Below are 12541 nucleotides of genomic sequence, written 5' to 3'. Positions count from 1 at the left end.
CCGCGGGCCGTCGGGGGAGTCCGCCCCCCGACGGCCCGCGGCCGTTTCGCCGTATATGCGGCGCCGCGGCGATGCGAGCGCGGCCGCCTGCGGCCGTCCGGAGGGCCCTAGCGGCCCCGTGCGATGCGGGCGAGCTCGGCGGGGGAGTCGGCGAGGAAGTCGGCGCCGGCCGCCTCGAGCTCCGCGCGGCCGCGGAACCCCCAGGTGACGCCCGCCACCGCGAGCCCCGCGTTGTGGCCGGTCGCCACGTCGACATCCGAATCGCCCACATAGAGGGTCGAGGCGGCATCCGCGCCCAGCTGCTCGAGCACGTGCAGGGTGATGGGGGCGGCGGGTTTGGGGTCGAAGCCGGCCACGTGCCCCTGCACGAGGGAGAAGCGTCCCGTTCCGAAGAAGCGCTCGACGAGCGGCGCGGCCGCGGCGTGGTCCTTGTTGGTGAGCACGGCGAGCGCGAGCCCGCCGGCGCGCAGCTCGTCGAGGAGCTCGGGCACGCCGGGGTAGGGCGCGGTATGGTCCTCCTTGTGCGCGCTGTAATAGGCCCGGAACTCCGCGAGCGTGCGCTCGAACATGGTCCCGTCGCCCGCGAACTCGGCGGGCATGAAGCGCTCCACGAGCTTGAGCATGCCGTTGCCCACCTTGTAGCGGTAGGCGTCGATGGGGAACGTCGGCCAGCCGTGCGCGGAGCACACGTGGTTGCCGGCGCGCGCGAGGTCCTCGAGCGTGTCGAGCAGGGTGCCGTCGAGGTCGAAGATCACATGGGTGAAGGGCATGCGTGGTCCTTTCCTGGGATGAATGGGGAGGGGGTGCGGGGGGTTCGGAGGGGGCGCGGCCCCGGTCGGCATGGCGGGGCCGCGCCTTCGCTAGCAGATGCGGGGGAGCTGCTCCCCGACGAGCGTGTCCAGGACGCGCGCCGACCCCCAGGCCGTGCGCACGCGCACGAGCGGTCCCGCATCCCCCGCCGGCTCGCCCACGCGGCCGATGACCGCCGCGTTCCCGCCGTAGGGTGCGCCGCGCATGGCGGCGAGCGCGGCGTCGGCCTCGTCGGCGGGGACGACGGCGACCATCTTCCCCTCGTTGGCCACCTGCAGCACGTCGAGACCGAGCATCTCGCAGGCGCCGCGGACGGGGTCCGCCACGGGGACGGCGTCCTCGTCCACCTCCATGTCGACGCGGCTCGCCGCGGCGAACTCGTTCAGCGTGCTCGCCAGGCCCCCGCGCGTGGGGTCGCGGAAGCAGCGGACGTGCGGAGCGGCGTCCAGCACGGCGGCGACGAGCCGGTTGAGCGGGGCGGCGTCGCTCACGACGTCGGTGCCGAAGCCGAGGCCCTCGCGGCAGCTCATGACGGCGACGCCGTGGTCCCCGAGGGTGCCCGACACGAGGATGGCGTCTCCGGGACGGCATGCCGACCCGGAGAGGTCCACGCCGCGGGGCACCTCGCCCACGCCCGTCGTGTTGATGTAGACGCCGTCGGCTCCCCCGCGCTCGACCACCTTGGTGTCGCCCGTCACGATGCGGACGCCCGCCTCCCGCGCGGTCTCGGCCATGCTGCGGACGATGCGGGCGAGGTCGTCGACCGGGTAGCCCTCCTCGAGGATGAAGCCGCAGGAGAGGTAGCGCACGCGCGCGCCCGCGGTGGACACGTCGTTCACGGTGCCGCACACGGCGAGGCGCCCGATGTCGCCGCCGGGGAAGAACTGCGGCGTCACCACGAAGCTGTCCGTCGAGACGGCTATGCGCCCGGTCGCCGGCAGCTCGCAGACGCCCGCGTCGTTCCCGGCGAGCAGCTCGGGCGAGCCGAACGCGTCCAGGAACAGCTCGTCGATAAGGCGCTTCATCATCTGACCGCCCGATCCGTGGCCCAGAAGCACCGTGTCGTCCGTCATGGGTCCCTCCTTGTCCTCCATGCCGATGCGGGGCGTCGGCGCCCGCGCGCTCCACGGCGCGGGAGCGCGCGGGCGCCGCGTTCAGTCCCGATAGCGGTGGTACGCCGCGCAGCTGCCCTCGCTCGACACCATGCACGGCCCCACCGGATGCTCCGGCGTGCACGCGCGGCCGAACAGCGGGCAGCCGGTCGGGGCGATGCGCCCGTGCAGGACGTCCCCGCAGCGGCAGCCGGGCTGCTCGCGCGCGGGCTCCTCGGAGATGTCGAAGCGCCGCGCCGCATCGAGGCGGGCGAACCCCTCCCGGATGCGCAGCCCCGAGCGGGGCAGCTCGCCCAGCCCGCGCCATCGCGCGTCCACCGGCTCGAAGACCCGGTCCGTCAGGGCGCGCGCCGTGGGGTTGCCCTCCTCGCTCACGCCGCGCCGGTAGGCGTTGCGGATCTCAGGGGCGCCCTGCGCGATCATGAGGGCGAGCTGCTCTATGCCCTCCAGGATGTCGACGGGCTCGAACCCGGTCACGACGCCGGGGATGCCGAACTCGTCCGCCAGGAAGCGGTAGGGCGCCAGGCCCGTGATGGTGGAGACGTGCCCGGGCAGGATGAAGCCGTCGATGCGCGTCTCGGGGTCGTCGGCGATGGCGCGCAGCGCGGGCGGCGTCATCTTGTTGGCGGCGAGCACCGAGAAGTTCCCCAGCCCGCGTTCGGCCGCCTCGAGCAGGGTGGCGGCGACGGCCGGGGTGGTGGTCTCGAACCCCACGCTGATGAAGGCCACCTCGCGGCCGGGTTCGCGCTCGGCGATGTCGAGGGCGTCGAGCGGGGAGTAGACGACGCGCACGTCCGCCCCCGCGGCCTTCTCGGCGCGCAGGGAGGACCGGGAGCCGGGGACGCGCATCATATCGCCGAAGGTCGCGACGGTCACGCCGGGGACGCGCGCGAGCGCGACGGCGCGGTCGATGTCCTGCGTCGAGGTGACGCAGACCGGGCATCCGGGGCCCGACAGCAGGCGCACGCCCCTCGGCATGACGGAGCGGAAGCCGTAGCGGCCGATGCTCATCGTGTGCGTCCCGCAGACCTCCATGAGGTTGACCGCGCGCTCGCCGACGATGCGCCCGATGCGCGCGATCAGCTCGCGGACGAGCCCGGGGTCGCGGAAGGCGGCGAAGGCCGCCGCGGGCGCATCGGACGCGCTCATGCGGCCCCTTCGGGCGCGGGCAGCTCGTCGTCGAGCAGCTCGTCCATCTCCTGGAGCAGCCGGATGGTCTCGGCGGCCTCCCGCTCGTCGATCACCTGGATGCCGAAGCCCGCGTGGACGAGGACGTAGTCCCCCTCGCGCGCCTCGGGGACGAGGCGCAGCGACACCTCGCGGCGGGCGCCGAGCATGTCGACGTCGGCTCGGTCTCCCTCATGTACGGCGGTTATCCTGCCGGGGACGGCAAGGCACATGGGCGCCTCCCTCTCCGCCCGCTGCGCGGGCGGGTCAAGTCGATCGGGAAGATGGTACCGCGCCCGCACCGCGGGCGGCAAGGCGGGCGCGCGCGACGGCCGCCTGCCCGTAGGCGATGCAGCCGTCGTTGACGGGCACGTCGCGCGGGACGAGCACGGTGAGGCCGGCGGCCTCGAGCAGGTCGACCGAGCGCCCGAGCAGCAGGCGGTTCATGAAGACGCCGCCCGACAGCGCGACCGTCCGGATCCCGGCTTCGCGGCACGCCTCGGCCGCCGCCTGCGCGACCATGCGCGCGGCGGACTCGTGGAAGCCGCGGGCGAGCTCGTCGACGGGGACGCCGTCCGAGACGCCCTCGAGCAGCGACCGCAGGACGGGCCCGGTGTCGATGACGCGCGGGAGGCCGGGGGCCTCGGGGCTGAGGAGGCGGAAGCCCGCCAGCGGCGCCGACCTGCGCGCCCGCTGCGCCGCCGCCTCGAGCAGGCAGGCGGGCTCCCCCTCGTAGGTCGCCTCCCCGCAGATGCCGAGCAGGGCCGCGACCGCGTCGAACAGCCGGCCCATGCTGCTGGTGAGCGGGCTGTTGACGCCGCGCTCGACCATGGCGAGCGTCACGCGGCGCACGGGTTCCCCCATCGCCCCGACGAGGGGCGCCGCCCCGGGGTGCCCGAGCAGGCCGGTGCCCGCCAGCAGGGAGAGCGCGCTGCGCCGCGGCTCGCGGATCGAGGCGGAGCCGCCCGGCAGGCGCCAGCGGCGCAGGTGGGCGACGCGGTCGAAACGGGTGAGGTCGGCCGTCATGACCTCGCCGCCCCAGACGGTCCCGTCGTCCCCGGCGCCCGTCCCGTCGAGCGCGACGCCGACGACGGGGAGGGCGGGGTCGATGTCCCCGCGCGCCGCCGCCTCGGCGATGACCGACGCGATGTGCGCGTGGTGGTGCTGCACCTCGACGAGCGGCAGGCCGCGGTCCGCCGCCCGCCCGCGGGCCCATCGGCTCGTGAGGTAGGAGGGGTGCGCGTCGCAGGCGAGCGCGCCGGGGTCCAGGCCGAACAGGTCCTCGATGCGGCGGCGCGCGCCATGCCAGGCCTCCAGCACGGAGGCGCCCTCCACGTCGCCGACGTGCTGGCTCACGAAGCACAGGGCCGCGCGGCCGTCGCCGTCGCCCCGGGTCAGCGCGAGGGTGGCCTTCTGCTCCGGCCCGCAGGCCAGGATGCACGGCGGCTCGACCGCCCCCGGGGGGAGCGGCGGCAGCGGCAGGGGGCGCGGCGCGTAGCCGCGCGCGCGGCGGACGGGCGCGGGGGCCCCGCGGACCACGCGGACCACGGAGTCGTCGTAGCGCGCGAGGATGGCGCGGTCGTTGCCCAGCAGCGCGTCGGCGACGCCGCGCGCGCACAGGCGCTCCCATGCCGCGCCGTCATCGACCTCGATGGGCTCCCCGGCGAGGTTGCCGCTCGTCATCACGAGGGCCCGCACGCCGCGGTCGGCGCAGGCGGCGAGCAGCAGGTGCTGCAGCGGCGTGTAGGGCAGCATGACGCCGAGCTCCGGCAGGTCGAAGGCGACCGACGGGGCGATGCGGGGCGCGCCCGCCGCATCGCCCGCGGGGCCTTCGCCCCCCATGCCGGACGCCGGGCGCCGCCGCAGCAGGACGATGGGCCGGATGCTGCCGGCAAGCAGGGCGCGCTCGGCGTCGTCCGCCTCGCACAGCGCCCCGGCGTCCCCGAGCGAGCGCACCATGACGGCGAGGGGCTTGCGCCCGCGGTGCTTGCGCCGCCGCAGCTCGCGGACCGCGCGGTCGCATCCGGCGTCGCAGGCGAGGTGGAACCCGCCGAGTCCCTTGACGGCGACGATGCCCCCCGCGGCGAGCAGGTCGGCGCACCGGCCGATGATCGCGTCGCTCTCCTCGCGCGTGCGGCCCGCGGCGGGCGTCCCGACGGCGTCCCGGCCGCACGCCCCCGCGCGCTCGCGCCAGGTGATGTGCGGCCCGCAGGCGAAGCAGGCGTCGGGCTGGGCGTGGAAGCGCCGGTCGCCCGGGTCGGCGTACTCGGCGGCGCAGGCCCCGCACATCGGGAACGCGTCCATGGAGGTCGCGGGGCGGTCGTAGGGCAGCGAGCGGATGATGGTGAAGCGCGGCCCGCAGTTGGTGCAGTTGATGAAGGGGTAGCGGTAGCGGCGGTCGGCGGGGTCGAACAGCTCGCGCAGGCAGTCGGGGCAGGTCGCGATGTCGGGGGAGACGAGCGTGGTGCGCGCCCCCTCGGCGTCGGAGGCGACGATGCGGAACGCCGGTTCGCGCCCGTCCCCGGTGGGATCCGGCGCACCGTCGGGCTCCGGGGCGAGCTCGGCGACGTCGATGCGGTCGACGCGCGCCGCGGCGGGGGCGCGCCGCCCGAGCGCGCGGACGAACGCGGAGACCCGGCCGGCGGGTCCCTGGGCCTCGATGTGCACGCCGTCGGCGGCGTTCAGCACCCATCCCGCGAGTCCGTGCGCCACGGCTTCGCGGTAGACGAAGGGGCGCATGCCGACGCCCTGGACGATGCCCGTCACATGGATGCCGACGCGGCGCGGCGCCTCGCGCGCGCCGTCGTGCGCCCCGCATCCGGGGCGATCCCCGCTCCCCCTGCCGTCTGCGGCGCCCGGCATGCTAGATCTCCAGGCTCGAGCCGGTCGCGGCGCAGGTGAGCTCCCCGTGGTGGACCCCGCGCAGCCCGAGCAGCTTGTCGGCGAGCTCGTAGACGCGCTCGCCGCGCCCCTTGAGGGCGAGGATCTCCAGGCAGTTGTGGTGGTCGAGGTGCACGTGCATGGTGGAGACGATCTCGTCGGTGTAGTCGTGCTGAACCTCGTCCAGGCGACGGGTGAGGTCGCCGGTGTGATGGTCGTAGATCATGGTGAGCGACCCGATGACCTGCTCGTCGGGGGTGCGGGCGGTCTCGTGCACCAGCGAGGCGCGCATGAGGTCGCGGATGGCCTCGGAGCGGTTGCGCGCGTCCCCGCGCCGCCCGATCGAGGCGTCGAACTCCCTCAGCAGGTCGGCGGGGACGGCGATGGAGAAGCGGGCGAGCTCGCAGGAGCCCTCGGGCGCGCCCACGTCTACACCAGCTTCACGGTGCCGACGGCGTTGTGGTCGGCCTCGATGGCCTCCTCGTAGCCCTCGAGGGCGGCGCGCGCCTCGTCGAGCGCGGCCATGGCCTGCTCGAGCTTGGAGCCGATGCGCTCCATATCGTAGGCCTCGGTCGCGTGGAGCAGCCGGTGGCTCCAGTCGCGCGAGAGCGCGACGGCGTCGTCGACCTGCTTGACGCTCATGGCGAGCTGCCCCATGTTCATACCGGTGTCGTGCATCGTTCCTCCTCGTCTCGTCTTTCGGTCAAGTGTAGCGCTTGGCGCACCGCCGGCAAAAAGGAACGGGCGCCCCGCGGGTCCGCGGGGCGCCCGTCGCTGGTTCGGGGACGCGTCTGCTCCGGTGCGGAGGGGAGGGCGCTTACAGCGCCTTCTCGATCTCCGCGGCGAGCCTGGCCTTGGGCATGGCGCCGACGGTGCGCATGGCCTCCTGGCCGGATTTGAGCATCACGAGCGTGGGGATGGACATGACGCCGTACTTCATGGCGATGTCCTGGTTCTCGTCGACGTTGCACTTGGCGACGACGAGCTTGCCCTCGAGCTCGCCGGCCAGCTCGTCGACGATCGGGGAGAGCGTGCGGCAGGGGCCGCACCACGGGGCCCAGAAATCGATGAGGACGGGAAGGTCGGACGAGAGCAGCTGGTCGAAGTTCTGCGGGGTGGCCTCGATGATCGTTGCCATGGTGTTCCTCCTATGGGAGTGCGCGCATGCGCGGGACTCGTCAGGTACGTGACGGGTTATACCCAGTTGCCGCGCGCCGATGCACCCGGTTCGGAACGGGGCGCGGCGAACGGTCGGCGCCTCCCGAGCGCCGCCCGCGCGCCGCGGCGCGCTATGATAGCGCTGGAAGACGCGAAGGTGAGGAGCGCGGATGCACGTGACGGCGACGGAGAGGAAAGAGGCGCTCGCGCAGATGGTCGAGCAGGACCTGGATGCGCTCGGCGCCCGCGGCGTGATCATGGCGGGAAACGCCTTCTCGCCGGTCGTCCTGGTCAAAGGCGAGCTGGACGAGGCGGAGCGGGCCGGCGGGGAGCTTCTGGCCGGCGCCGACGGGCGCGCCCTGCGCGCCGCGCTCGCGGCGATCGGGTACGCGCCCGAGGACTTCTGCGCGCTCGCCAGCATGGCGGGCGCGGCGGCGGAGGCGGACGCGGCGGCCCCGGCGGGCGAGCCCCTGCCGGCCGACGTGTTCCGCTGGGCGCTCGAGGCGCTCGACCCCGAGGCCGTGATCCTTCTGGACGATGCAGCGGCCGACGCCATGCGCGACGCCTACGCGGACGCGCTCGTGGCGATCGAGGACTTCGACACGGCCATGCTGAAGCCCGGCCTCATCGCCCACGTGCTCGGTCGGCGGGTCCTCGCGCTCGACGGCTTCGAGGCCGCCCTCGCGGACCCGCGCGAGAAGCAGCGCATGTGGGCGTACCTCAAGCGGCTCCCGCCCGCCTCGGCGCCGTACTAGCGGCGCGGCCGCTCCGGAAAACGAAAGGACCCGGCCCCCTTCGGGGACCGGGTCCTCCATAGGCGTTCGATGCATCCGGGATGCGCGGAGGCTACTCCTCGATCTCGGTGATGGCGCCTGCCGGGCAGCTCTCCTGGCACACGCCGCAGGCGATGCAGGAGTCCTCGTCGGCGACGGTGGCGACATCGTTGAGCTCGAGCACGCCCTGGGGGCAGGAGTCGACGCAGACGCCGCAGGCGATGCACTCGTCGGCATCAATGATAGGCTTAGCCATGGCAGTTTCCTCTCTCTGTGCGAAACAAGACCTGCTCGGGCCGCAGGCGAACGGGATCCGAGCGTTTCTGCGCTTAACATACCACGCGAGGGAGCCATTGCAACCCCCGGCTCCGCCATTTTCATACCGTTCGCCGAGTCAGTTTAGGCTTACTGGGGAGGGGCGCAAGCGGACAGAAACGCCAGCGCGAGGCGCGCCGGCAGCCCCGCCGCGGCGCGTGCGGGGCGGCGCCCGCCGCGGTTTCGCCGCGCTCGGCGACCCTGTTGCGTGGAACTCAAGAAATCTTATATGATTTGACTTAGATTTTGTATATCCGAGCCTATAAGGGGATATAGTAGGGTCGAACGAACAATCGGCGGCGCGGGCCCGCGCCCGGAGCCGCCCGGCAGGAAAAGGAAAGAAGAGGGATATCCAATGAGCAAGATCCTCGGTATCGACCTCGGTACCACCAACTCCGCCATGGCGGTCTTCGAGGGCGGCAACCCCACCATCATCGTGAACGCCGAGGGCGACCGCACCACCCCGTCCGTCGTGGGCTTCCGCTCCGACGGCGACCGCGTGGTGGGCAAGGCCGCCAAGAACCAGGCCGTCACCAACCCCAAGAACACCGTCTTCTCCATCAAGCGCTTCATGGGCCGCAGGTACGGCGAGGTCTCCTCCGAGATCAAGACCGTCCCCTACGCGGTCAAGGAGGGCCAGGGCGGCCGCGCCGTCGCCGAGATCGACGGCAAGGACTACACGCCCGAGCAGATCAGCGCGATGATCCTGCAGAAGATGAAGACCGACGCCGAGAAGTACCTCGGCGAGACCGTCACCGACGCCGTCATCACCGTCCCGGCCTACTTCAACGACGCCCAGCGCCAGGCCACCAAGGACGCCGGCAAGATCGCCGGCCTGAACGTCAAGCGCATCGTCAACGAGCCCACCGCCGCGGCGCTCGCCTACGGCTTCGACAAGGGCGGCACCGACCAGCGCATCCTCGTGTTCGACCTGGGCGGCGGCACCTTCGACGTCTCCATCCTGGACCTCGCCGACGGCGTCTTCGAGGTGCTCTCCACCGCGGGCGACAACCACCTGGGCGGCGACGACTGGGACCAGCGCGTCATCGACTGGATGGCCGACAAGTTCCAGGCCGACAACGGCATCGACCTGCGCCAGGACCCCATGGCCCTGCAGCGCCTGAAGGAGGCCGCCGAGAACGCCAAGAAGGAGCTCTCCGCAGCCCAGCAGGCCACCATCAACCTGCCCTTCATCACCGCTGACGCCACCGGCCCCAAGCACCTCGACTACGTGCTGACCCGCGCCGAGTTCGAGAAGATCACCCACGACCTGCTCGAGCGCTGCAAGGCCCCGGTCACCAACGCTCTGCGCGACGCCAACCTCAAGCTCTCGGACCTCACCGAGGTCATCCTCGTCGGCGGCTCCACCCGTATGCCCGCCGTGCAGGAGCTCGTCAAGAACATGACCGGCAAGCAGCCCAACATGTCCGTGAACCCCGACGAGGTCGTGGCCTGCGGCGCCTCCATCCAGGGCGCCATCCTGGGCGGCGACTCCACCGTCGGCAGCGACATCCTGCTGCTGGACGTCACCCCGCTGTCGCTCGGCGTCGAGACCATGGGCGGCATCATGACCAAGATGATCGACCGCAACACCACGATCCCGACCTCCAAGACCGAGATCTACTCCACCGCGGCCGACAACCAGACCTCCGTGGAGATCAACGTCCTGCAGGGCGAGCGCGAGCTGGCTCGCGACAACAAGAGCCTGGGCAAGTTCCAGCTGACCGGCATCCCGGCCGCCCGCCGCGGCGTCCCGCAGATCGAGGTCACCTTCGACATCGACGCCAACGGCATCGTGACCGTCTCCGCCAAGGACAAGGGCACCGGCAAGGAGCAGCAGATCACCATCTCCGGCTCCACCGCCCTGTCCGATGAGGAAGTCGACCGCATGGTCAAGGACGCCGAGGCCCACGCCGAGGAGGACAAGAAGCAGAAGGAGGAGGTCGAGGTCCGCAACCAGACCGACAGCCTCGCCTACTCCACCGAGCAGACCCTCGCCGACCTGGGCGACAAGGTCAACGCCGACCTCAAGTCCAAGGCGGAGGCCGCGATCTCCGAGGCCAAGAAGGCGCTCGAGGGCTCCGATGTCGACGCCATCAAGGCTGCCGGCGACAACCTGCAGTCCGTCGCCTACGAGCTCGCCCAGATCGTCTACGCCGACGCCCAGCAGGCCACCGAGAACGGCACCGCCGGCTCCGCGGCCGGTGCCGATGACGATGTCGTCGACGCCGACTACGAGGTCGTAGACGAGGACAAGTAATCATGTCCGCCCGCACTGACCACACGGGGGCGGCCGCCGCTGCCGCCCCCGCGGATGCTGAGGAGAAGGATGTGAAGATTCCCGTAGAGGCAGCCGACGAGGCGACGGAAGCTGCCGCGACCGAGAACGTCGAGACCGCCGAGGCCGTCGGGGAGACCGCCGTCGGCACCGGTTCCGAGCAGGACGCCCCGGCGCCCGCCATGACGGAGGAGGAGATGGTCGAGGCGGCCATCCGCGCCGGCGAGCAGGCGGCCGAGGATGACTTCAAGCTCAAGTTCGAGCGCGCCGAGGAGGAGCTCTCCGGCCTGCGCGGCGAGCTCGAGCAGGCGGCCGAGGCCCGCGACGCCGCCGAGGCCCGCGCCAAGGAGGCGCAGGACCGCGCCGTGCGCCTGCAGGCCGACTGGGAGAACTACCGCCGCCGCACCGCCGCCGAGCGCCTGGCCGAGCAGAGCCGCGCCACCGAGAAGCTCGTGAGCGCGCTGCTGCCCGTGGTGGACGATATCGAGCGCGCCATCGACCACGCCCGCTCCCAGGAGCTCTCCGACGACTTCAAGCAGTTCGTCGACGGCGTGGACGCGGTCCACTCCAAGCTCATGGGCGTGTTCGAGCACGAGGGCGTGACCCCGATCGATCCCAAGGGCGAGCCGTTCGACCCGCTCGAGCACCAGGCCGTCGGCCGCGTCGAGGACCCGGACCAGTACGACGAGACGGTGAACGACGTGTACCAGAAGGGGTACCGCATGGCCGACCGCATCCTGCGCTCCGCCATGGTGACGGTCACCTACGGCGGCGCCAAGAGGCCGGCGCCCGAACCGGAGCCGGAGGGGGACGCGGAACAGCCCTCCGAGGGAGCCGAGGAGTAAGCGACGGGGCCTCGGGGCGTTCGCCCCGGGGCCCTTTTAAGGATCGACCGACCCGGCGACGCGGCCCGCCGCGCCCCCCCCCCTGAGCGGGGGCGTGGGGAGGACGGGCCTCCCGCCGGTCGGGCGTCCCCGCCCGCAGGCAGGGCCGGGGCGCGGGGTTACCAGGAAAGGGGGCATGGCGTATGCCACAGGGGAAGAACTTCTACGACGTTCTGGGCGTCCAGCGCAACGCCTCCGACAAAGAGATCAAGACCGCCTTCCGCAAGCTCGCGCAGAAGTACCATCCCGACGCGGGCGGCGACGAGGCGAAGTTCAAGGAGATCTCGGAGGCGTACGAGACGCTGTCCGATCCCGCCAAGCGCAAGGAATACGACCAGATGCTGATGTTCGGCGGCATCCCGGGCGCAGGCGGAGGGGGCTACACCTACTCCGGCGGCGCCGGGGCGGGGGGCTGGAGCGACATCTTCAGCAGCATCTTCAACGGGGACGGGGCGTTCGGCTCCGACTGGGCCAGCAACATCGGCGGCATGGGCGGCCGCGCGGCGTCGCGCCCGCGCAAGGGCAGCGACCTCTCGCTGTCGGTCGACGTCTCCGCCGAGGACGCGTTCCGCGGCGTGACCCATAAGGTCACCTACCGGATCCCGTCGACCGGCGAGCAGCAGACCATCACGGTGTCCGTGCCCGCGGGCGCGGTCGACGGCGGCAAGCTGCGCTACAAGCGGCGCGGCGAGTACGGCGCGAACGGCGGCGAGCGCGGCGACCTGGTGGTCACCACCAACGTGGCCGAGCACCCGCTGTTCAAGCGCAAGGGCGCGGACGTGACCATGGAGCTGCCGGTCTCCGTCTACGAGGCCGCGCTCGGCTGCCAGGTCGACGTGCCCACGCCCGGAGGGGCGACCGTCCGCCTGAAGGTCCCGGCGGGCACCCAGGACGGCAAGACCTTCCGCTTCAAGGAGATGGGCGCGCCCGACGTGAAGCACCGCGGCCGGACCGGGGCGCTGCTGGTGAAGATCGCCGTGCAGGTGCCCACGGGGCTCTCCGCCGACGAGCGCGGCGCCTTGGAGAAGCTGCGCGCCGCGGACCGGCGCGACTACCGTGCGGGCGTCGACCGCTACCGCGCGAAGATGTAAGGTATGACGGATGGGGTGCGCCCCGGCGCCGGCCCGCCTCGGGCGGCCGCGCGGCGCCGGCGACCGCCCTATC

Annotated in this window: 13 protein-coding genes; 4 read left to right on the top strand and 9 right to left on the bottom strand. The window is 72.6% G+C overall.

What is annotated here, in order from left to right; translation table 11 throughout:
• Window positions 1-107: 107 nt before the first annotated feature.
• From PHA29_RS03385 to trxA, 8 genes are all read right to left on the bottom strand, one after another.
• Window positions 108-770: an HAD family hydrolase gene (locus PHA29_RS03385; protein WP_270848090.1), complete on the bottom strand. Its 663-nt coding sequence runs from the start codon at window positions 768-770 to the stop codon at window positions 108-110.
• A 90-nt stretch (window positions 771-860) separates the two neighbouring features.
• Window positions 861-1883: a hydrogenase expression/formation protein HypE gene (gene hypE, locus PHA29_RS03380; RefSeq protein ID WP_270848088.1), complete on the bottom strand. Its 1023-nt coding sequence runs from the start codon at window positions 1881-1883 to the stop codon at window positions 861-863.
• 81 nt (window positions 1884-1964) lie between these two features.
• Window positions 1965-3071, bottom strand: coding sequence for a hydrogenase formation protein HypD (gene hypD / locus PHA29_RS03375; RefSeq protein ID WP_270848086.1), 1107 nt, complete (start codon window positions 3069-3071; stop codon window positions 1965-1967).
• A complete protein-coding gene (locus PHA29_RS03370) occupies window positions 3068-3322 on the bottom strand; it encodes a HypC/HybG/HupF family hydrogenase formation chaperone (protein WP_270848084.1) in 255 nt (84 codons plus the stop codon). The genes hypD and PHA29_RS03370 overlap by 4 nt, the downstream gene beginning before the upstream one ends.
• A gap of 34 nt (window positions 3323-3356) precedes the next feature.
• On the bottom strand, window positions 3357-5951 hold the full coding sequence (gene hypF / locus PHA29_RS03365) for a carbamoyltransferase HypF (RefSeq protein WP_270848082.1): 2595 nt from the start codon (window positions 5949-5951) through the stop codon (window positions 3357-3359).
• A 1-nt stretch (window position 5952) separates the two neighbouring features.
• Window positions 5953-6396, bottom strand: coding sequence for a nickel-responsive transcriptional regulator NikR (gene nikR, locus PHA29_RS03360; protein WP_270404033.1), 444 nt, complete (start codon window positions 6394-6396; stop codon window positions 5953-5955).
• Window positions 6397-6398: 2 nt separating this feature from the next.
• Window positions 6399-6647: a hypothetical protein gene (locus PHA29_RS03355; RefSeq protein ID WP_270848079.1), complete on the bottom strand. Its 249-nt coding sequence runs from the start codon at window positions 6645-6647 to the stop codon at window positions 6399-6401.
• Window positions 6648-6786: 139 nt separating this feature from the next.
• A complete protein-coding gene (trxA, locus tag PHA29_RS03350) occupies window positions 6787-7107 on the bottom strand; it encodes a thioredoxin (RefSeq protein WP_270404030.1) in 321 nt (106 codons plus the stop codon).
• A gap of 190 nt (window positions 7108-7297) precedes the next feature.
• On the opposite strand from trxA, the gene PHA29_RS03345 reads away from it, so the two are divergent.
• Window positions 7298-7882, top strand: coding sequence for a hypothetical protein (locus PHA29_RS03345; RefSeq protein ID WP_270404029.1), 585 nt, complete (start codon window positions 7298-7300; stop codon window positions 7880-7882).
• Window positions 7883-7973: 91 nt separating this feature from the next.
• On the opposite strand, the gene PHA29_RS03340 is transcribed toward PHA29_RS03345, so the two are convergent.
• The gene (locus PHA29_RS03340) at window positions 7974-8156 is read right to left on the bottom strand and encodes a DUF362 domain-containing protein (RefSeq protein WP_270404027.1); all 183 of its coding nucleotides are present in this window, start codon (window positions 8154-8156) and stop codon (window positions 7974-7976) included.
• Window positions 8157-8570: 414 nt separating this feature from the next.
• Between PHA29_RS03340 and dnaK the strand changes: the two genes are divergently transcribed.
• The 3 genes from dnaK (at window position 8571) to PHA29_RS03325 (ending at window position 12468) form a co-directional block, all read left to right on the top strand.
• Complete coding sequence (dnaK, locus tag PHA29_RS03335; RefSeq protein WP_270848077.1) at window positions 8571-10475, top strand: molecular chaperone DnaK; 1905 nt, start codon at window positions 8571-8573, stop codon at window positions 10473-10475.
• Between the two features lie 71 nt (window positions 10476-10546).
• A complete protein-coding gene (locus PHA29_RS03330; RefSeq protein ID WP_270848075.1) occupies window positions 10547-11338 on the top strand; it encodes a nucleotide exchange factor GrpE in 792 nt (263 codons plus the stop codon).
• Between the two features lie 182 nt (window positions 11339-11520).
• Window positions 11521-12468, top strand: coding sequence for a DnaJ C-terminal domain-containing protein (locus tag PHA29_RS03325; protein ID WP_270574626.1), 948 nt, complete (start codon window positions 11521-11523; stop codon window positions 12466-12468).
• Window positions 12469-12541: the final 73 nt, after the last annotated feature.

This window comes from Candidatus Collinsella stercoripullorum (assembly GCF_027669965.1).
Lineage (GTDB): Bacteria > Actinomycetota > Coriobacteriia > Coriobacteriales > Coriobacteriaceae > Collinsella > Collinsella stercoripullorum.
This window is presented reverse-complemented; position numbering and strand designations above follow the sequence as displayed.

Excerpts from the sequence above, each read along its gene's own strand:
- PHA29_RS03385 (WP_270848090.1), bottom strand. The coding sequence starts at position 770 with ATGCCCTTCACCCATGTGATCTTCGACCTCGACGGCACCCTGCTCGAC.
- hypE (WP_270848088.1), bottom strand. The coding sequence starts at position 1,883 with ATGACGGACGACACGGTGCTTCTGGGCCACGGATCGGGCGGTCAGATG.
- hypD (WP_270848086.1), bottom strand. The coding sequence starts at position 3,071 with ATGAGCGCGTCCGATGCGCCCGCGGCGGCCTTCGCCGCCTTCCGCGAC.
- PHA29_RS03370 (WP_270848084.1), bottom strand. The coding sequence starts at position 3,322 with ATGTGCCTTGCCGTCCCCGGCAGGATAACCGCCGTACATGAGGGAGAC.
- hypF (WP_270848082.1), bottom strand. The coding sequence starts at position 5,951 with ATGCCGGGCGCCGCAGACGGCAGGGGGAGCGGGGATCGCCCCGGATGC.
- PHA29_RS03355 (WP_270848079.1), bottom strand. The coding sequence starts at position 6,647 with ATGCACGACACCGGTATGAACATGGGGCAGCTCGCCATGAGCGTCAAG.
- trxA (WP_270404030.1), bottom strand. The coding sequence starts at position 7,107 with ATGGCAACGATCATCGAGGCCACCCCGCAGAACTTCGACCAGCTGCTC.
- PHA29_RS03345 (WP_270404029.1), top strand. The coding sequence starts at position 7,298 with ATGCACGTGACGGCGACGGAGAGGAAAGAGGCGCTCGCGCAGATGGTC.
- PHA29_RS03340 (WP_270404027.1), bottom strand. The coding sequence starts at position 8,156 with ATGGCTAAGCCTATCATTGATGCCGACGAGTGCATCGCCTGCGGCGTC.
- dnaK (WP_270848077.1), top strand. The coding sequence starts at position 8,571 with ATGAGCAAGATCCTCGGTATCGACCTCGGTACCACCAACTCCGCCATG.
- PHA29_RS03325 (WP_270574626.1), top strand. The coding sequence starts at position 11,521 with ATGCCACAGGGGAAGAACTTCTACGACGTTCTGGGCGTCCAGCGCAAC.